Source organism: Marinobacter sp. (assembly GCF_048266785.1).
In the GTDB taxonomy this organism is placed as follows: Bacteria; Pseudomonadota; Gammaproteobacteria; order Pseudomonadales; family Oleiphilaceae; genus Marinobacter.
Window position 1 is genome coordinate 214,137 of the sequence record NZ_JBLWYX010000003.1, and the last position, 19,689, is coordinate 233,825.

The following is a 19,689-nucleotide window of genomic DNA, read 5'->3' on the forward strand; positions in this document are numbered from 1 at the left end:
GGGTCAGTTAACGGCGTTAATTTCGATAAATCCGTCTATCAATGTAACCTTGCCGCTGATGCTGGCATGAAGTGGAATGCCCATCCCATCGCCCGGCGTTGTTGCGATAACCGCACCTTCATCCACTATGCCTCCGGTTTTCACGACCGGCTCAGGCTGCTGGCCCATGCGCTGATGCAATGGAATAATGACCCGGGAAGGCACCGTATCAATATCTTTCCAGCGCGCCGTTTTACTGTCGTATTTTGCCAGTCCCAGTTTTCGGGCCAACCGTTGTGATGGCACACCCCGGTATTCGCGCATGCTGTGCACCTCACGAGTCTGGCCCTGCAACTGTTCGGGTGTCAGCCACAGATCATTGGCTTTGAGATCACGCTTGGTTGAAACACAGATATCTCGCGGGTTCAGTTGCTCCGGGCACGCCCACAGCGTGCAGATATTACATTCGCAACAGGCCTGGGCATGTACCGACAAGGTTTCGCTGACCTCACCGGTCGTGAGCAGTGATCGCATAACCAGATGCGGCTGTATCGGATAGCCTAGCAGGTATCTGGGGCACATCTCGGTGCACAGAGTGCACTGGTCACAACCAGATTTTCCGATGCGTTTGTATTGCTGCTCGGTTTCCGAGCGTCGCTTCACGAGATTGGCATCCCTTGGCAGCACCAGCAATCCGCTGCTCACAGCGGAAATCGGCGTATCCAGGTTGTCGACCACCTGCCCCATCATGGCGCCGCCATCAATTACTACCGGGTCATCACAAGTGATGGCGCCGGCCAGGCTGATAACTTCCACAAAGCGCATACCTATGGGCAACCAGGCAGTGAACGGGTGCTCGACCTCTCCGTGCACAGTAATCATGGTTCGGGTCACAGGTCTGCCCTCTGCCGCCCGGGCAATGTTTACCAGCGTCTCGACATTCTGAACCAGTACGCCGATGTCCTTGGGCAACCCGCCTGCAGGAATGCGATTCCCGGTTATCTCATAGACCAATTCGTATTCATCGCCCGCCGGATAGACGTTGGGCATACGTTTGAGTTCAATGTTCCCGGGCAAGAGTGGTTCGATGTGCGATATCGAGTCCTGGTGTTTTTCCTTGATGGCGATTACACCCCGGCTGGCGCCGGTTTGTTCCATCAGAAGCGCCATGCCTTGAAGCAGCTCGGCTGAGAACCTCTGAATAATCGTCTGATCCTTGTACAGCAAGGGCTCACATTCGGCGCCGTTAGCAATCAAAACGTCCGCCGATACCTGGATCTTCACATACGACGGAAAACCCGCCCCTCCGGCACCCACAACACCCGCGCTTCTGACTTTTTCAACAAGGGAGTTCATGTCACCTGCGCCGCTCATATATCAATAGGATTTCTGGCAACGGCCAGAACTGCCTCCTCAAAGGCTTCGCACGCAGCTTTACACGCTGCCTGAGTGCCAGTGAGATACCCACCACCGTAGTTCGTTTCAGAAGGTGGAGCAAAGAAGTTGGAAACCTTCACGCTGGCCGCTTTAAGTGCTGCGTCCATACCGAACATGGCTTCCAGTGGCGGTGCAATCAGATACGCCATTGAGTCGCCTCGTTTTAACCCGCCTTCTTTCGACAAATAGCTCCCCGTGGCGGATACCAGATGGGCAAAATAAGCAATGCTGCCCTCTTCATTAGCCGAGTAAAAGCAGGCCTCATTTTCGATCACTTCCTGCGCTCTCTGAAGCCCGGCAATCACATCAGCCGGCCCCGGCCCGGCGATAATACCGATCACCTCACCGGATAACAGGCCGGATGAATGCGCAGCTCCGGCATAGAATGATCGGGCGTATACCACATCAACCTGTGCGGCTTTTGTTGCCTCATCCAGGGCTACGTAGGTAACGTCATCACTGTCGGCGGTAATCATGCCGATGCAACGCTGCTCCTTCTTCAGGTTAAATTGTTTCATCATCCCGTCATCGACCGACGCGATAACACGGGTTGCAAGTACCGATGCTCTGATTTCGTCCCGAATTGCCATGATGGTGCTCCTTCAATATCTTGCCGGGAGCCTCTTTTCGAGGACTCCGAACCATGAGTCTGAGCCCTTGGCTTCAGCGTTTAAGGTTTAGCCCACTCGCTTTTTGCTCAAGCATTTTGCGCGTCAGATCGACGATAACAGCCGCTGCCTCTATGGGTGGTGTACCGCCTTTATGGATATTGGAAATAACCATACGGTCGGATTCCACCGTCTTCTCCGTGGGTTTGTAGACACAATAACAACTCAGGCTTTCAGACTGCCCCAACCCGGGCCTTTCGCCAATGAGCAGAAGATTGGCGTCGGCCTGCAACAAGTTGCCGATTTCGTCCTGGGCCTTCACGCGCCCGTAACGCAGGAAGAAAGGGGTGCCAACAGTAAAGCCAGCGCTTTCCAGGCCCTTCATAAGAGGTGGTATTATTTCGTCCAGATTATTGGTAACCGCGTCTGTACTCAGGCCGTCAGAAATAACCACTTGCACCTGAGGCGATTTCTTACAGCGCTCACTGATGGTTTTCTTTGCCTCATCGGAGAGCTTACGACCAAGGTCCGGGCGCCGGAGGTACTCGCTTTTATCATTAACACACGTCTGCACTTCCCAGAGGTTCTTTTTTTCCAACCATTCCGGAGACACTTCCTTGACTACGGTGTCCTTGGAGCGGGAATGGTCTGCAAGAAAACGCAGAAGTGAGCGGGTGCGAGGCCTTGGTCCCGCGCGGCCCTGGCAGACGCGGGCCGCAGTTTGTTTGACCATATCGCTGTTTACTGAATCGTTATGCGCATTTTCAATGCCGTTCCAGTGAATAAACTTATCCAGACTCAGATCTTCAAGGCCGTCACCTTTATCGACCGACTCTGCCTGCCTTTGCCCACTGCCTTGCCTGCCCGCCGTCTCCGATGGCTTGTAGGCCGGAGGATTATTTTGCTGTGTACTTTTACCTTCGGGCTGAACACGAGTCACCTGGCCGGCGGGAAGGTCCTTTTCTCCCAGCTCACGCAACACCGAATTGACGATACTCTGAATTGTTTGCTCGTCCATGGTTGTCACCTCAATCAAAGAAGATGGATGGGTCGCCCGCACGGGCGGTGAGCTTGCCGTTTTCCATCAAACCCATGGTTTCCATCCAGGCCTCAAACTCGGGAGCGGGACGGTAACTCAGGAGCTGCCGGGCAGTGACAACGTCATGAAAACCAGTGGTCTGGTAATTCAGCATAATGTCGTCCCCCAGTGGCAGGGACATCACATAGTTACAGCCAGCCGCTGCGAGCAACGTGGTCAGGTTTTCATTTGAGTTCTGATCAGTATCGGCGTGGTTCGTATAGCAGGCATCACACCCCATGGAGATGCCGGTCAGCTTGCCCATAAAATGGTCTTCCAATGCAGCACGCGTGATCTGCTGATGGTTGAACAGATATTCCGGGCCAATGAATCCGACAACCGTGTTCAGCAGATGCGGTTTATAGCGTTTTGCCAAGCCGTAGTTCCGGGCTTCGATGGTCACCTGATCCGCACCGTGGTGGGCATTGGCAGAAAGCGCCGTGCCCTGGCCGGTTTCAAAGTACATCATGTTCGAACCCGCTAGCTTGCAGTAATGCTTACCCATCTCATAGGCTTCATCCAACAGCTCTACGGTGACGCCAAACTCATTGAGACCTTTTTCTGTGCCCGACAGGCTCTGGAACAGCAAGCCACCGGGTGCACCTTTCTCAAGCGCCGCCATCTGGTTGGATATGTGAGCAAGCACACAACCCTGGGTCGGAATATTCCACTTATCAGTGACTTCCTTGACCGCACTCAGTATGCGAATGGTGTTTTCAACTGATTCAGTAACCGGATTGATACCAATAACCGCGTCACCACAGCCATAACTTAGCCCTTCGTAGACCTGAACCATGATGCTATCGATATCATCTCGGGTATCATTGGGCTGCAAACGGGAAGAAAACCGGCCAGGAATACCCACGGTGCAGTTGGCCTTGGAAATCACGTATAACTTCTTGGCACCCACCATGAGGTCGCCGTTCGAACATATCTTGCATACTGCGGCAACCATTTCAGACGTAAGGCCTCTGCGCATCCGCTCATAGTCTTCACGGGTGGGTACATCCGACAGGATGTATTCCCTCAACTCACTGACGGTCCAATGCCGGATATCTTCATAAACCGCTTTGTTTACCGCGTCCTGAATAACCCGGGTTATCGCATCCTCTTCGTACGGGACTATAGGATTTTCCCGCAAGGTTTCGAGACGCATTTCGCCCAATACCTGTTTGGCAGCTACTCGCTCCTGGGCCGACTCTGCCGCTACTCCTGCCAGCACGTCCCCCGAACGGAGTTCGTTCGCCTTTGCGAGCACGTCCTTTACATCACGAAACTGATAAACCTTTCCGAACAATGTTGTCTTCAAGTTCATGAAAAACCTCCCCCTCTAGGCAGGAAATGCCAGAGATTTGATGGTTAATGGCACAACTTCCCCGCCAAAAAAACTTTCACCAATATCGATGTAATCACCGGTAACGGCGCGCACTTCGTCAATCACCAGCAGTTTCTGTGGGTCGATTCGGGGCTGCAGCTCCATCCCCAGCACCTTACCCAGATCATTTTCAGTAACGATGATTGCAGGTGACTGGCGGTTACCATGCTGTTGGTAATAGTCTGCAATCTCTTTTGCTGTGTGGCTCACAGCCTGATAACTCATGGGCATTTCCCTGCCCAGCGCGATGGCGTAGTTATCCTCTCGCAGGCGCAGATCCATGCGCTCCGCGGCTTCGACAATCTGTTGGCAAACCGGTGGCTGATCGCCCTCCTCCCAGTCGATCTGAGGCTCCACCACCGGTATATTGCGAATAGGCAGTGAATCCACATTCATCCATATCGAACTTCCAGAGAGGGACATGGAGTAGGCGCCAGCGCCGATAACGGTTGCCTGCTGGGTCTGGGCTGGCTCTTTGACATTCATAGCCCCTAGCGTCGGGTGCCTTAATAAAGCACCGCCAAGCAGTACGCCGACATCTTTCCACTTGAACGGGTCAAGATCGTCTGTTTTCAGGCGGTAGTAACTGGTGCCGACGCCGCCGCTTATGAAGACAGCGTCGAATTGGCCAGGCTCTTTCAGATACGGCGTCATCATCAGCTTTTGAGCCAGTTCGGAGCGGTTGCCGACGATCACATCAACAACCAGCTGCGCCATGCAATCCACGATCTTTTTAAGCTTATCCGCGTTTAATCGGTTCTCAGTTAACGCCTCTCCAAACAGCGACTCGATAACCAGCCTAGCGGGTTCCCGGATTTTGGTGACAGATCCCGATGGGTCGGTTTTAACAAGGTTCCCGCCGATATTCAGACAGGCGGTGTCCTCTACCCGACCGCTATTGAAGACCACGTAATTACTGGTACCACCACCAATATCAATGTTCAGAACCCTGGCGTGGTTGCGCTTGGAGAAGTCTCCGGCGCCACTGCCTCTTCCTGCAATCACAGACTCCAGGTTCGGACCTGCAGTGGCCACGACAAAATCGCCCAAACGCTCAGCAAGCCCCATAACCGTGTCTTTGGCATTCTTCACTTTTGAGGTTTCACCGGTGATGATAATGGCACCGGTTTCGATATCACTGAGAGCGAGCCCCGCCGCCGCAAACTGTTCATCGATAAACTGCTGCAGCATGGGCACATTAACCGTTCCGTCTTCCTGCAAAGGGGTGGCGCTGACAGGGCTCTGGAAAAAGATCTCCCGTTCCACAAACTCATACCGGGGCACCTGGGTTACAGGTGCCCGGTTAACCATGGTGAGCCGCGAAAAGATCACCTGGGTTGTGGTGGTGCCGATATCAATACCGACACTGTGCACGGTCTTTCTGTTCACAGTTTTCCTTCCGCTTCCTCTGAGCTGGCCAAGTCCGGACCCGGCTTACCATTCTTCTCGATAGACGCGATCATCTTGTCGGCAAGCAGCATGGCGAACAGAACTGCGGTGATACCCCCGACAAGCTTGCCGATGATGACGGCCATGATCATGTCCGGCTTGTTAGCGGCGGTGAAACCAAGGTGGTCGCCAAAGGTAAAGGCAGCGCTGACGGCAAAGGCCGAGCAAAGAATCTTGCCGCGGCTGTCCATGTCCTTCATTACCTGGAACATCGGAATATTGTTGGCCAGGGTGGCAATCAGGCCGGTGGCGGCTGTGGGGTTTACGTTCAGCACACCGCCCATCTTCAGCAATGGCTTTTCAAACCAGCGGGTGAGCAACAGCACCATGGGGTAGGCGCCCAACAGGATGATGGCAATGGAACCGATGACTTCGATGGCTCGCATATCGACACCCGGCTCGTCGCCCGGCACCATGAATATCGGGTCCATTCCGGGAATCAGGGTGATGCCCAAGGTGTGCTTCAGCACTGCAGCCGCAAGACCGATGGTGATAAACGCAACCAGGAACTTTGAAAAGACTGAAAAACCGCCGATCATCTTTTCTGGCATAAACCACAGACCAGCCGCAATCAGTGCAGACACAATAATCACCGGGATCAGGTTCATGAAAATCAGTGGCAGATTGAACTGTATCGCCTCATCTGTGCCGGGTATCAAAACCGTTGAAGCCATGGCTGCAAGTCCACCGGCAATACAGCCCAGAGGAATGGTAACAATGCCCGCCAGTACCCCGGAGGCCAGGTAGGGGCGATCCTGTTCTTTGATGATGCCAACGGCAACCGGAATGGTGAATACGATGGTAGGCCCCATCATGGCGCCAAGAATCAGGCCCGCATACATCCAGGCACCATAGTTAATTGTGCCATCCACGGCCGTGGCCATTTCTTTCGCCAGGAAGTATCCGCCCATGTCGTTGGCAAGCAATGTGGTGGCGAACATGGCGGGATCAGCACCCAGAAATGTGTATATAGGTACAACGACCGGCGACAGTATTTTGGCCAGCACCGGCGCCATGGCGATAATACCGACCATAGCCAGCGCAAGTGCTCCCATGGCCTGAAAACCTTCTTCAAACTGACTGCCTGCGCCAGAAATCGAACGACCCATGCCTCCGAATCCGAGCTTTCCAAGAACCGGTTCAGAGCCTCCGAATTGCATGAATACCCGATCCAGCGCGCCGATGACCATAAAGGTCATCATGATATAAAGGATTATTTGATTTAACATTTCCATAATCAACTCCCCGCTTTCTAGCAAACATTCGAATCACAGATTCTTTTTGGTACCGCAGGCCTCTTCGAGCAATTTCACGATATCTACTTCGGTAACGTCTCTCGGGTTGGCCCTGATGCAAACGTCCGTCAGAGCTTCAATCGCAATCGCGCTAAAGTCGTCTCGACGAATATTGGTTCCCGCAAGATCTTCGGGTAACCCTATGTCGGAGAGCAGTTGTCTGACCGCGTCGATTGACGCCATACACCGCTCCCGCTCTGTCATTCCGGCATGGGTAACGCCCAGCATATGAGCGATGGCGGCATACTCCCGCTGGCAAACCAGAGCATTGAATTTCATTACGTAAGGAAGAAGAATTCCGTTGGCGACGCCATGAGCCAGATTACAGCGGGGGCCAATCTGATGGGATATGGCATGAACCAGACCGAGCCCGGAATTACTGAACGCAAGCCCTGCTTTATAGGATGCGGTTGACATGGTAAGCCGGGCTGCCTTCTCTCCCCCGTTGCCCACCACAATAGGCAACGCCTCAGCAATGCTCTGTATTGCGCAGATAGCCAACGCCTTTGCGAGCGGATGGGAATTGCGCGCACCATAGGCCTCAATGGCATGTGTGAGTGCATCAATACCGGTTGCCGCAGTCACCATTGGTGGCAAATTGAGCATAAGACCTGGGTCGACGATTGCCAGATCGGGCATAAGATCGACATTCTTGATAACGAACTTGTGCCGCCGGTCAGCACGCATGATTACACTGATATCAGTGACTTCCGATCCGGTACCGGCTGTCGTTGGAACCGCACCCAACCCGACGCTTCGGCGACCACTGAACCCCGGCTCTGCCAGTTGGTGCAAGCTGCTCTGACTACTTCCTGCCAGGGCAATGGCCTTGGCTGCATCCAGTGCAGATCCACCGCCAAAACCCAGTACAAAGTCTGCCTTGTTGCGAGTCAGCAGTTCGGTGGCAGAAGCGACTACGGTTTCATCAGGTTCCTGAGTAATAGCAGGATAAATTGTGAACTCAATGCCTACGCGTTCGAGGCTGCGCTCCATGCTTTTCATCAGACCTTTTTCATGTACCACACGGTCTGCGACTACCAGCACATGAGTTACATCCAGCTTGCCGAGCATCTCACCAATTCTGAGAATTGCGCCCTCGCCCATCAATGTCTGGCGCGGTGCATTAAAATTGAACAGACCATAAGGTGTCAGCTCATCTACTGTGCGGGTGACGATGTCCTCAATCAACGCGTTGTCCAGTGACGGTTCTAGCGAATGCATATCATCCGGCCCTCACTTCTCTTGCCTGGAGTACGTCCGAATAGCTGGCGATCGCCAGTGGCGTCAGATAGAGCGGGTGTGAGGGAAGCAGAACCTCAACATCCGGAAACTCCGCGGCAAATACCTCGAGAAATCCCGGCAACGCACAGGAGCCTCCGGTCAGATAGATTGCTGGCACCTTCTTACCCGCAATATGGCCATGAACAATATCTGCCATTTTCACAATTACCGGTGTCGCCAGCCGGCACAGAGCAAGATCCTTGCTGGTGCGCTTCATCTCTTCGGCTTCTTCATAGGGAATACCGAAGTGGCCAGCCAGAGCCAGCGTTATATGACGGCCACCGGTAGCATCATCCCTGGAACAGACAACCTGGCCCTGTTCGATAATTGCGGTTCCCGTGGTGCCACCACCGATATCGACCACCGCCGCATGATCAAGCTGCAACAGCTTCGCCACACTGCTTGGCTCATCAATAACGCCAGCCACTTTAAGACCGGCAGCTTCAATAACGTTGGTTGAAATACGTGAGTCGGTACCTGGAGGAAAAGACGTGCTGACATGTTCAATATGAATACCCAGCTTGGCGCTCGCACGCTGGACCTGTTCCCGGACAATCTGGCTGGCGCCAAAGAAATCAACGACCACACCATCCCGGACGACATTGGCCCAATCCATATAACCGGCCAACGGATTACCATCGGCGTCCAGCACAATTGTCTGAATATCTGCTGTGCCCAGATCGACACCTACGCTGAACTCGCCCTGAAATGGCCGGGCAGTGTCATCGTTGATCAGGCCGGCAGTTTTCTTCAGCAACCGGTTAACCTCGGCCATCGTCCTGCTCATTACTATCTCCTTGTCAGACGATCCGGAACGAATCCACCATGGTGCAACGCCGCTTGCGCACAAAAGTGCTGGCATTAGTAACGCCTTCACCGGTGGGGGTTGATATCGTCATGGATGTCCACCCTTCGCCGCCCGCGCCCAGCCCGGCAATGCAAGGCCCATTTTTCACAAACAGGCTGCAGTTAATTTCCAGAGCCATACGGGAGAGATTGTCGATATTCCGGGAATGCATGGCTGCGGTATGGAGGTTTCCGGCTTCAAGTTCCACTGCCCAGTCGATAGCCTCGTCTGCATCCTGGGCGCGTATCAGTGCAATAACCGGAAGCATCATTTCGGTTGTAGCAAAAGCATGGTCCCGTGCGGTTTCTGCAACGAGCAAGCGAGTGCCCGCCGGGACGCTGAAGCCCGCTGCTGCTGCGATTTTTTCTGCATCGCGCCCTACCCATTCCGGTTTCGGACGCGGACTGGGGCCGGGATAGCCTGCCAGAACCAGCCTTGCCACAGCATCTGCCTGATCCGCATTGATCTCAGCGGCACCGTGCCGGCACATGGCCTCTTTCAACTCAGTCGCAATCGAATCGACCGCAACGATTTCCTTCTCATCTACGCAGATAATGTTGTTATCAAACGACGCGCCCTGCACGATACTAATCGCAGCCCGCTCTATATCCGCCGTTTCATCCACCACGACCGGAGGATTGCCCGGTCCGGCGGCTATCAGGCGCTTGTCGGTGACTTTGCGCGCGGCATTCACCACTGCATCACCGCCGGTAATGGTAAGCAGGCGAATGCCGGGGAAGCGGAACAACCGGGTGGCTACCTCAATCGTGGGGTCTTGCACACAAGTCACGATATTTGACGGCCCTCCAGCACTTACGGAGGCACGGTTAATTAGCTGAATAGCACGCAGGGAGACCGCTTTTGCTGCGGGGTGCGGGGAGAACACAACGGAATTTCCGGCTGCGATCATGCTGATCGCATTATTCAGAACAGTCACAGAGGGGTTGGTTGAAGGGGTAACCGATGCAATTACACCCCAAGGTGCGTTTTCGACAAGTGACAATCCATGATCACCCGTAAGCGCCATCGGCACAATGGCTTCTACCCCGGGCGTTTTATCGAGCACCAGATTGTGTTTGCGTATTTTATCCTCTACCCGGCCATACCCGGTCTCCTGAACTGCAAGCTGTGACAACTCCTGTACATGCTCGCGCCCGACGCGCCGTATCGCCGCGATGATCGCCTCTCGCTGTGCCACCGACTTCAACTGTTTATGGGCACTCTGAGCTGCCACTACGGCATCATCAAGCGTTCCGAATATGCCGTAGCTTTCACCGTCGCGCTGTGGCGAGTTCAGCTGCTCGATAACGCGGCGAACGATGGACTCAATCTGCTGTGCATCCATCTGAATGTTCCCTCTCTCCGACGCTGCCTGACGATTTATGACAGCCTGATAAAAGTGGCCTAGTAACGTCGCTGGGACTTCTGAAACCAGGTTTCCGAGCCACCGGTAACTTCATCGATAATACCAACGATACTAAGATCGACAGGTGTATGGCCGCTGCTATCTATGGACATGCGAGCAGAACTGCCACCCACCACCAGCACCCATTCACCTTCCCCTGCGCCCAGTCGGTCAGCTGCCACCATGACTGGGCTCTCTTCCTTCCCGTCCTGATCGATAAACTTGACCAAGGCCAGCTTATCCATCCCCAAACGCTCGCTGCGGACAGTAGCAACGACTTGACCGATAACCTTTGCAAGTCTCATGGGATTTCTTCCAGATCAGTTAGCCTTAGCCCTATGCTTTTTTCCCCGGGTTCGGTTTTCCCGCCTCTGCCGCTTTTCTCGGCACGATCGGAAAAATAGCTTCCAGATCTGCGTGTGGCCTTGGAATAACGTGGACGGCGATCAGTTCACCAAGCCGCTGTGCTGCCGCCGCTCCTGCGTCTGTCGCAGCTTTACAGGCAGCAACATCACCTCTGACCAGAGCAGTGACGTAACCATGACCGATTTGCTCATAGCCCACCAATTCAACCCTGGCAGCTTTAACCATGGCGTCAGAGGCTTCTATAAGAGCCGTCAGACCTTTCGTTTCAATAATGCCTAATGCTTCCATCATGCTAATACCCTCATGCCTTTCGGCTTGTTCTGAAGCCTGCTTCCAGACTGCGTTCATCTGAATAAACCTTTTTCATTGTTGCCTGATTGCCTCAGGCATCGGATGAAGGCTGTCCAGAAGGAGTAATAGGGAATATCAATTCCAGATCTCCATGCGGACGCGGAATCACGTGCACAGCCACCAGCTCCCCCAGCCTCTGCGCTGCGGCGGCTCCGGCATCCGTAGCTGCCTTGCAGGCCGCTACATCGCCCCGAACCATCGCAGTTACAAGACCACTACCAATCTGTTTGTAGCCAACAAGCTGAACTCTGGCTGCCTTAACCATTGCGTCAGAGGCCTCAATCAGGGCGGTCAGGCCCTTTGTTTCAATAATTCCAAGTGCTTCGTTCATGATTTGTTCTCCTCAGGGTGTCACTACTCTTTGTTAACCATGCATGACGCCACAATAGCGACGTCGACGATATCGTCGGCCGTGCAGCCCCGCGACAAGTCATGCATAGGTTTCGCCAAACCTTCCAGCATCGGCCCCAGTGCCATGTAATTACACATGCGCTGGGCGACCTTATAAGCGATATTTCCAGCTTCAAGTGACGGAAATATCAAAACATTCGCGTTACCTTTCAACGGGCTATCAGGTGCCTTTTTCAGAGCAACCGAGGGCACCACAGCTGCATCAAACTGCAATTCACCATCAATAATCAGCGATGGAGCCCGGGAGCGCGTCAGCTCAAACGCTTCCATGACCCGCTTGGCTGCCGGATGCTGTGAACTGCCTTTGGTAGAAAATGACAGCAACGCGACCCGCGCCTGCTCTCCTGTAAGCCTCTCGAAACTGCGAGCTGAGTCGATGGCGATATCAGAAAGCTGTTCCACTGTGGGCTCCGGAATAACCCCTGCATCAGCAAACAATCGTCTGTTGCTACCATCGGCGGCGGACATGAGAAAAAATGAGGACACAGTTTTATGCCCCTCGGCCGCACCGATAACCCTTATGGCCGCCCGGATGACATTGCCACTGGTCGAAATATTGCCGGCAATACAGATATCAGCCTGCTCGCGCTTTACCATCATGGCTCCAAAAAACAGCGGATCACGCATGAGGTCCCGGGCTTCATTCTTGCCCACCCCCTCATTTTTATCCTGGTAAGCACTGATAAACGAGTCCATCCATGGTGAGCGAGATGGATCCACAATTGAAAAACACTGCATAGCTATTCCCGTTTTCTGGGCGTAATCCCGAAGCTCAAACGGGTTACCAAGCAAAATGGGTTGAGCCAGACCGCGCTGCTGCAGTTCATTTGCCGCATGCAGAACCCTTTCATCGAGCGCGTCAGGGAAAACGATGCGCCTGGGAGCTTCGCGGCAAGCGTTTCGGCACTGCTCCATCACCTTGATCATGAAACCACCCCGAGTTCGGGAAGTGATCCGGTTGTTTCAACAACAAGAACCATGAGCATCAACACATAAAGCGCACTGCTCAGGCGATTGAGCCCCTGCACGATATCCGGCCGTGTGAGATTAAAACTGTCCGTCTGAAACGCTTTGCAGGCCTCAATTTCCGCTTCCCGCGCCATGGCTCTGAGAACGTTCAGCAAGGATACGTTTGGGCCGTGGGACAATTCCGGAACTATGTGGTCGTGGCCAAGGTATTTAAGAGGGTGATGAGAGATCCGGTGAATGGTTTCATCGTCCAGATCACCCATGCTGATCTCCGGCTGAACCTCGCCGGTGACTTCGCTACGCAGAAGGTTGCCCATAAATGAGCGCAGGTCTGCAAGGGAGTGGCACAGCAGCGGGTATTTTTCAAAGCTGACGGCAAACTGAGTCTGTACCCATACGGTCTGGGAAATCAGTGTATCGAGCTTGCCTCGCAATGCGATTCTGGGGTGCGTCTTGGGAACCAACTGCTCGCTGTCCAGCAAAGTCAGCAACTCGGTTTTCTTTTCAACGTGGCTATTGCACACGGCACAACGGTTGCCAGGCCGTGCATTCGCACTGGTGAGTGGGTGCACCGGAGTTTTCTGGCTTGCACCTGCATCCGCATCATCGGGAAGAAAAACCCGGCCGTCATCGGCTATATATTTGATACGGATCTTGCGCTCGGCCAAAAGCTGACTTGCAGACGGGGTAAGTCTGGCGCCTTCAGGCAGGTGAACCTCGCTGCCATGGGCGAGGCCATGCTCGGCTCGCAAACTGGCTTCTGTTATCCAGGATGGCATCGATACAACCCCTTTTATTGCGCTGACCAGTCCGCCGGGTAAGTCACATACACAAAACGCACTTTCCCGGGAGATCCAAACTCAATTGCCGCTCCCTTGGGTATAAAAAACACATCACCCGGCTTGCCAATATGAGTCTTATCGCCACAGGTAATGTGCAACTCACCTTCCAGAACCACATCAATCTCATCGTAGGTCAGGGTCCACGGGAAACTGCAGTTCTCCCACTGCATATAGCCAGCAGCAATGGAGCTGTTATCGGCGGAACCAATCACATCAGTCAGACCTATGGGTTTGCCGCCTGCACCCTCGAACTTACCAGGTTTAACAGAACTGCCACGCACAAGAACAACGCCATTTGGCGCTTTCTCGCGTGCACATGAAGGGCCTGCCGCATCCTGGTGCTGCAACTCCTTCAGGGCCTTTTCGATCAGTTGGTCAAGCAAGGCGGAATTCTGGTGCCCAGCTGGCAACTTCGCCCTTACCGCCTTTTTGATATCCTGAAGATTGTCAGGGAGGCTGCCCGCATGAGATCTGCTGCTTTTCCGAGGCTCGATGCTGGCCGTAACATCAATAATCTTCACACCGAGCTTTTTGGCAACATCACGCGCTTCCGGCGTAATGATTGTGCTCTGGGGAGAGATCTCTACGGAGGTTTCCCCGCTCTTGTGAAGCTCCTTTATTTTTTCAGCCGTAAACAGAGATTTCATAATCCGGCCCCTATCAGGTTTGTATCAATATTCATTTCCGCCGACGACCGCCTGCTCAGCACGTTCTTCGCAGGCACCCATACCGGCATCCGATGTTTGTAAACTGATCAGAAAAGACCTCAAATCGGCAACACCCTCGCCGGTTGCTGTAGAGGTCAGAAAATATGGTGGAGAAATATTGTGATCCGCCATTACTCGACAGGCAGATTCAGTATCGGCGTCGGGCAAATCCGTTTTACTGACCACTCCGATAACCCGCTTGTCGGGATAGACATGCAAAAGGCCCGGAGGCAAAGAAAAGGCTCTGCTGTTGGCAGACTGCAGATACACAACCGTACTGATTTCCGCGATGGTAGACAGCAAAGCGCCATAGTATGCAGGGCGGCTAGTGAACTCGCCTGGCGTGTCCACAACATGGCTGGGATGAAACACAACAGCCTGGGTTTTCAGTAGTTCGTCAGTGGATTCAAGCAGTGCAAGAGTGAGCGCTGTTTTGCCACTCCCGACATCACCCACCAGCACAAAATCTGCCAGATCAGGATGTAGTTGATGCTCATTCACGTCCGGGTTGCGTGACATACTCTGTATCCCAGTGACGACTCCAATGTAGACAGAATCGCGCTTAATGCTTCTTCTACCGACCCAATACTCCCGGTAAGGACAAGTGCCCCCGAAAAACGATCCAGAAATCCGATTTTTACTGATGCGAACTTGGTTGCTACGTCTCCGGCGATAATGGCTGTTTCGCCAGGCGTCAGGGTAAGAATGCCAACAGCCTCCGCATGTTCAACTCCAACCTTGTGACAAAGATCTTCAGTAGGATTTGCGAGCAAATGCGCCAGAGTTACCTGCTTGCCTGGAACATATTCCTGAATGATGCGTTCGATATCGGCTGATTCGCCAGAACTGCTCAAAGTCACTATAGAACACCCCGCTTCTCAGGTGCCTCTGACAACCGGCGCACCCAAGCTGTAACCTGAACATGTGGTTACAAGATGTAACCAAAACATATGACTATCCTAGACCGCTCCTGCCCAATTATCAGCCTTCATGAAACGAATGCGCTGAGGAATTGATGCTGGTCAAATTATGGTTGCAGGTTGCAAATAGGAAAGAGGTGTAAATCAGACAGGAGGAACAGGGATCAGAGGAACAAACCGACAAAAAAAAGGACCACATCTCTGCAGTCCTTAGAAGCTTCAATTTTCAAACTTCAAAATATGGTGGGTCGTGATGGATTCGAACCATCGACCAATTGGTTAAAAGCCAACTGCTCTACCAACTGAGCTAACGACCCAAAACTAGTGATCAGTGCCCGGACCCTGATCGATCCCAAGGCGGCTCAGAAAATGCCCCGGAATATCGAATATGGTGGGTCGTGATGGATTCGAACCATCGACCAATTGGTTAAAAGCCAACTGCTCTACCAACTGAGCTAACGACCCAAGCGAGGCGCATATAGTAATGATTTTTCCCCGTCGATCAACCCTTTCGCGCCATGTTTTTCAATATTCTTTTAATTACTCGCAACTCAACCCTGACCTGAGTCCAGAAATTTCTTGGCGAGGCGAGCCGCTTCGCTTTTCGGGTAGTCATTTACAACCTGCTCCATCTGCTGACGAGCTTCGGTTTTCTTGTCCAACCGATCCAGCGTTACGCCTAATTTGTAGACAGCATCCGGCGCTTTGCGATGATCTGCATAGCGAGTTGCGACAATCGAAAACGCCTGCCTGGCCTGCTCAAGCTGCGGCTTTACCAGATACACCTCTCCCAGCCAATAGTAGGCATTCACCGTAAGGTCCCCTTCGGGATACTTGTCGATAAATTCGTAAATCCGACTGATGGCCTCATCGTACTTTTTCTGGCCATGAATGAGATCCTGAATGGCCTGATACGCCTTTCTCTCCTCAGCCTCAGGCTGACGATACTCGCGTATCTGTGCAGCGCCTTTATCCTGCGCGCCAGCTTCTCCACCACCGCTCTCGGCAGCCTGGGGTTGAGCTGAGACCTTCTCGGAAAGATCGAGGATACGTTGATCCAGATCGATGTAGCGGTCTCGCCCCTGATCTTGCAGGCGCTTTATGAGGTGTCGCTGTTCTTCGGTTTCACCCTGAAGCCGCCGGACTTCACCCTGCAACTGCTGGATCATGTAGAAGAGCTCAGACGTAGCCTGACTGGAATTGGCCTTGCGCTGGGCTTCCGAAGCACTGTTCTGGAATGCGGGCGTAGATGATTGCGCCAGCGTCATTCCCGCTTGCCCCAAGGCAAGCGGGAAAACAACTGCCGCCATGAGCTGCTTTCTCATGGGGTTAACCTGATGTTGTGTTTACGTTTACTGGAATACGAGCTCCACACGGCGATTCTGTGCCCATGCACTCTCTGACGAACCCATCACCGCCGGCTTCTCTTCACCATAGCTTACGGTTTCCATCTGGCCCCGTGAAGCGCCATTCACAATCAGAAAACGCTGAACGGCGTTGGCACGACGCTCACCCAAAGCCAGGTTGTATTCCTTGGAGCCACGTTCATCACCGTGACCTTCAAGGCGCACGTTCTGGCCGGGATTGTTGGACAGATAACGGGCGTGGGCTACCAGCACGTCGCGGGCTTCTGGCTTGATTTCGGAGGTATCAAAATCGAAATAGAAGGTGGTAATGTCGCGCAGGGCTTCCTGTTCAGCTTGTTGCTGAGCTTCCATCCGCTCTGACTCGGTCATTGAGGACGAAGAAATACCACCCTGGTCACCGCCACCATACACGGTAGAGCCGCCATCCTGATCAATAGGCGCAACGTCGGAGCCGTAGCCCCCTTCATCCATGTTTTCACCGGTGGTGCTACAGCCAGCGAACAGGCCTGCAGAGAACAATAGAGCAAGTACTTTGGTTTGAGCTGACAACTTCATGGTTTATTCCTTTCCGTTGATTAACTTTAACTTCTGCCTTTCAGGTGACCGCATGCGCCGTCACCGACTACCGAACAATAGGCCCCCAGGCCGGGTCGCGAACGTCACCTTCCGAGGCGGGAAGACTGTACGCGGCGCCGCCATCAGCGGAGATGACCGTCAGTACACTTTCACCACTTTGCTTGGTGGCATAAATCAACATGCGGCCATTTGGCGACACGCTGGGGGACTCATCGGATTCTGTACGAGTGAGAACCGTTTCCTCATCGTTTTTAAGATTGGTGCGGGCGATGGTGAATGCCCGGTCACGCTGATGCACGTAATACACGTAATTACCGGAGGCATCCGGACGCGGCCTTGCATTGTAACGGCTGCCAAACGTAATCCGACGCGGCTCGGCACCCGGTTTTGCCATGTAATAAATCTGCGGACCACCTGAGCGATCCGAGGTGAAAAAGATTCCTTCACCTGAACTGTCCCAAGTCGCTTCGGTATCTATTGCCCAGTGATTGGTGAGCTTTGTCACTTTGCGGGACTGAAGGTTCATTTGATAGATTTCGGCGTTACCATCTTTCGATAAGGTCATCAGCAGGGATTGTCCGTCTGCCGACCAAGCAGGTGCTGAGTTCAAACCCGGGAAGTCCGCCACTTTTTTGCGTTCACCGGAGCCTAGCTCATGAACAAAAATGACAGGCTTGCCCGTTTCAAACGAGACATACGCCAGTTTTTTTCCGTCCGGTGACCAGGCCGGTGACAGGATCGGCTCTTTGCTCTCCAAGCGGATTCGGGCGCGTTTTCCATCAATATCACTTACCTGCAGCCGGTAACGGGCGTTACCATTAGCCCTGTCGAGCGTTACATACGCAAGCTTGGTCGAGAATGCGCCGGGAACCCCTGTGATGGCTTCATACACTTTATCGCTAATGTGATGGGCCAGTGAGCGCATATTTGAAGCGGGCGCTGCCGCTGCCTCACCCAGTATCCGCTCTTCACGGTTAACGTCGAACAGCTCGTAGCGGGCCTCTACCCGGTCGCCGTTGCGGGTGAGTTCGCCTACCAGCACGTACCGCTGGCCGAGCAGACGCCAGTCGCGGAAATACACATCAGCCCGTTTTGACGGAAGGCTCAGCATTTTCTGAGGCGGCAAAGGGCGAAATTCGCCGCTCATCGCCAGGTCGGCCTGCACAATGCCGCTGACCTTATCGCCTGCTGGCATGCTGCCGTTTTCTGCAAACGGCACCACCGATACCGGAATAGCGGAATCGGCACCTTCAGTCACCCGGATTAACAGTTCAGCCTGGGCGCTGGTGGCTACCACAAGCATCAGGGCAACCGCTGGAAAAAGGGCCTGTAATGGTCTGAATGAAATTTTACGCATCATGGTGTTACCCGCTTCCTTATCTCAATCTTCGAGGATTGAATTCGATCGTGAACTGGCGGAAATAGGTTTCAAACGTATCCCGCTCACCTGGCACCGGGTACCGATTCAAAGACTTTACTGCCTGCAACGCGGAGTTATCAAACGCTGTATTCCCGCTGGAAGCAACAAGCCTCACTCCCGCAAGCTCGCCAGTTGGCAGCAAGGTAATCTGCAGTCGCGCTGTCATTTCCTCTGTTGCCGATGAAGGCGGGTACCATGCCTGACTGAGCCGCTCACGGATCAGTGCCTGATATTTCTGGCTCTCCGACAGCATCTGCGTTTCTCTGGCCCTGGCAGCGGCAGCCTGTTCTTGACGCAGCGCTTCATCCGCGCGTGCTTTTCTGGCTTGTTCAGCCTGGGCCTCAAGTTGCTGTTCCTGAAGGCGCCGCTCAGCCTCAAGCCGCTTGCGCTCAGCTTCCTGTCGTGCCTGTTCCTCTTTTTTCTTACGCTCGGCTTCTTCCCGCTTGCGTTGCTCTTCCTTACGCTGCTTTTCTTCTTCAGCCTTGCGCTTTGCCTCTTGCTGACGCTGTTTCTCGGCTTCAGCTTCCGCCTTGCGGCGCTCTCGTTCTTTCGCCTCAGCTTCCGCTTTCTGACGCGCCGCTGCCGCTTCACGGGTCTTTTGAGCTTTAAGCTCTTCGACCTTAGCCTGTTCGCGTTTGCGGATGTCTTCTTCGGCTATACGCTTGGCGTCTTCGCGCTTCTTTTGCTCCGCGGCCTTGCGTGCCTCTTCTTCTTTCAGGCGCTTTTGAATTTCCGCCTGCTTTTGTTTCTCAAGCTCCTTTTGCTCCCGCTCTTTATCCGGCTGATCTACCGGTTCAACAATCGGGCTCGGCTCCGGCTTCTGTTGCGTAATAAGGCGAGCGGAGATGCTGCTGGGAGGTGGTTCCTGGATAGGAGAAGACCACGACCAGCCAGCAAGAGCGACGCCTGCAATAAGCAGATGCAAAGCAACCGACAGCGCGACTGGCGATTTCCAGGGCGGCACTCCGGTGCTGCTGAATTCCCGTTGCTGACCTATCACGACAAT

21 protein-coding genes and 2 tRNA genes are annotated in these 19,689 nt (G+C 53.7%); all 23 read right to left on the reverse strand.

The genetic code is table 11. The annotated features are described in order from the left end of the window. Window positions 1-3: 3 nt before the first annotated feature. Window positions 4-1,335: a 4Fe-4S dicluster domain-containing protein gene (locus tag ACN0V1_RS06485; RefSeq protein ID WP_417544224.1), complete on the reverse strand. Its 1,332-nt coding sequence runs from the start codon at window positions 1,333-1,335 to the stop codon at window positions 4-6. 14 nt (window positions 1,336-1,349) lie between these two features. Then, window positions 1,350-2,006, reverse strand: a complete 657-nt coding sequence (gene eutL, locus ACN0V1_RS06490) for an ethanolamine utilization microcompartment protein EutL (RefSeq protein WP_144776587.1) — start codon at window positions 2,004-2,006, stop codon at window positions 1,350-1,352. Window positions 2,007-2,079: 73 nt separating this feature from the next. Further along, the gene (eutC, locus tag ACN0V1_RS06495; RefSeq protein ID WP_144776586.1) at window positions 2,080-3,042 is read right to left on the reverse strand and encodes an ethanolamine ammonia-lyase subunit EutC; all 963 of its coding nucleotides are present in this window, start codon (window positions 3,040-3,042) and stop codon (window positions 2,080-2,082) included. A gap of 10 nt (window positions 3,043-3,052) precedes the next feature. Continuing rightward, complete coding sequence (locus ACN0V1_RS06500) at window positions 3,053-4,417, reverse strand: ethanolamine ammonia-lyase subunit EutB (protein ID WP_417544225.1); 1,365 nt, start codon at window positions 4,415-4,417, stop codon at window positions 3,053-3,055. A gap of 15 nt (window positions 4,418-4,432) precedes the next feature. Next, the gene (locus ACN0V1_RS06505) at window positions 4,433-5,866 is read right to left on the reverse strand and encodes an ethanolamine ammonia-lyase reactivating factor EutA (RefSeq protein ID WP_417544226.1); all 1,434 of its coding nucleotides are present in this window, start codon (window positions 5,864-5,866) and stop codon (window positions 4,433-4,435) included. After that, a complete protein-coding gene (gene eutH, locus ACN0V1_RS06510) occupies window positions 5,863-7,161 on the reverse strand; it encodes an ethanolamine utilization protein EutH (RefSeq protein ID WP_417544227.1) in 1,299 nt (432 codons plus the stop codon). Before eutH ends, ACN0V1_RS06505 begins: the two co-directional genes overlap by 4 nt. A gap of 33 nt (window positions 7,162-7,194) precedes the next feature. Next, window positions 7,195-8,442, reverse strand: coding sequence for an iron-containing alcohol dehydrogenase (locus ACN0V1_RS06515; protein WP_417544228.1), 1,248 nt, complete (start codon window positions 8,440-8,442; stop codon window positions 7,195-7,197). Between the two features lies 1 nt (window position 8,443). Next, window positions 8,444-9,289 (reverse strand): ethanolamine utilization protein EutJ, encoded by an 846-nt coding sequence (gene eutJ / locus ACN0V1_RS06520; RefSeq protein ID WP_417544229.1) that lies wholly within the window; start codon window positions 9,287-9,289, stop codon window positions 8,444-8,446. Window positions 9,290-9,302: 13 nt separating this feature from the next. Beyond that, the gene (locus tag ACN0V1_RS06525) at window positions 9,303-10,694 is read right to left on the reverse strand and encodes an aldehyde dehydrogenase family protein (protein ID WP_417544230.1); all 1,392 of its coding nucleotides are present in this window, start codon (window positions 10,692-10,694) and stop codon (window positions 9,303-9,305) included. A gap of 59 nt (window positions 10,695-10,753) precedes the next feature. Beyond that, window positions 10,754-11,059, reverse strand: a complete 306-nt coding sequence (locus ACN0V1_RS06530; RefSeq protein WP_144776579.1) for a EutN/CcmL family microcompartment protein — start codon at window positions 11,057-11,059, stop codon at window positions 10,754-10,756. A gap of 31 nt (window positions 11,060-11,090) precedes the next feature. Beyond that, on the reverse strand, window positions 11,091-11,411 hold the full coding sequence (gene eutM / locus ACN0V1_RS06535) for an ethanolamine utilization microcompartment protein EutM (protein ID WP_417544388.1): 321 nt from the start codon (window positions 11,409-11,411) through the stop codon (window positions 11,091-11,093). Between the two features lie 91 nt (window positions 11,412-11,502). Beyond that, window positions 11,503-11,805: an ethanolamine utilization microcompartment protein EutM gene (eutM, locus tag ACN0V1_RS06540; RefSeq protein ID WP_417544389.1), complete on the reverse strand. Its 303-nt coding sequence runs from the start codon at window positions 11,803-11,805 to the stop codon at window positions 11,503-11,505. A gap of 20 nt (window positions 11,806-11,825) precedes the next feature. Further along, entirely contained in the window at window positions 11,826-12,809 is a 984-nt protein-coding gene (gene pta, locus ACN0V1_RS06545) for a phosphate acetyltransferase (RefSeq protein WP_417544231.1), read from the reverse strand. Further along, complete coding sequence (eutT, locus tag ACN0V1_RS06550) at window positions 12,806-13,630, reverse strand: ethanolamine utilization cob(I)yrinic acid a,c-diamide adenosyltransferase EutT (RefSeq protein WP_417544232.1); 825 nt, start codon at window positions 13,628-13,630, stop codon at window positions 12,806-12,808. Before eutT ends, pta begins: the two co-directional genes overlap by 4 nt. Window positions 13,631-13,644: 14 nt before the next feature. After that, window positions 13,645-14,340: an ethanolamine utilization acetate kinase EutQ gene (gene eutQ / locus ACN0V1_RS06555; protein ID WP_417544233.1), complete on the reverse strand. Its 696-nt coding sequence runs from the start codon at window positions 14,338-14,340 to the stop codon at window positions 13,645-13,647. A gap of 24 nt (window positions 14,341-14,364) precedes the next feature. Beyond that, the gene (locus ACN0V1_RS06560) at window positions 14,365-14,919 is read right to left on the reverse strand and encodes a EutP/PduV family microcompartment system protein (RefSeq protein WP_417544234.1); all 555 of its coding nucleotides are present in this window, start codon (window positions 14,917-14,919) and stop codon (window positions 14,365-14,367) included. Next, window positions 14,898-15,260 (reverse strand): ethanolamine utilization microcompartment protein EutS, encoded by a 363-nt coding sequence (gene eutS, locus ACN0V1_RS06565; RefSeq protein ID WP_417544235.1) that lies wholly within the window; start codon window positions 15,258-15,260, stop codon window positions 14,898-14,900. Before eutS ends, ACN0V1_RS06560 begins: the two co-directional genes overlap by 22 nt. 301 nt (window positions 15,261-15,561) lie before the next feature. After that, window positions 15,562-15,637, reverse strand: a tRNA-Lys gene (locus ACN0V1_RS06570). A gap of 72 nt (window positions 15,638-15,709) precedes the next feature. Further along, window positions 15,710-15,785, reverse strand: a tRNA-Lys gene (locus ACN0V1_RS06575). A gap of 86 nt (window positions 15,786-15,871) precedes the next feature. After that, the gene (ybgF, locus tag ACN0V1_RS06580; RefSeq protein ID WP_417544236.1) at window positions 15,872-16,645 is read right to left on the reverse strand and encodes a tol-pal system protein YbgF; all 774 of its coding nucleotides are present in this window, start codon (window positions 16,643-16,645) and stop codon (window positions 15,872-15,874) included. Window positions 16,646-16,672: 27 nt separating this feature from the next. Next, window positions 16,673-17,242 carry a peptidoglycan-associated lipoprotein Pal gene (pal, locus tag ACN0V1_RS06585; RefSeq protein WP_417544237.1) on the reverse strand — a complete coding sequence of 190 codons (570 nt, stop codon included), beginning with the start codon at window positions 17,240-17,242 and terminating at the stop codon, window positions 16,673-16,675. Between the two features lie 67 nt (window positions 17,243-17,309). Then, window positions 17,310-18,566: a Tol-Pal system beta propeller repeat protein TolB gene (gene tolB, locus ACN0V1_RS06590; protein WP_417544390.1), complete on the reverse strand. Its 1,257-nt coding sequence runs from the start codon at window positions 18,564-18,566 to the stop codon at window positions 17,310-17,312. 73 nt (window positions 18,567-18,639) lie between these two features. Then, window positions 18,640-19,683 (reverse strand): cell envelope integrity protein TolA, encoded by a 1,044-nt coding sequence (tolA, locus tag ACN0V1_RS06595; RefSeq protein WP_417544238.1) that lies wholly within the window; start codon window positions 19,681-19,683, stop codon window positions 18,640-18,642. Between the last annotated feature and the right edge of the window lie 6 nt (window positions 19,684-19,689).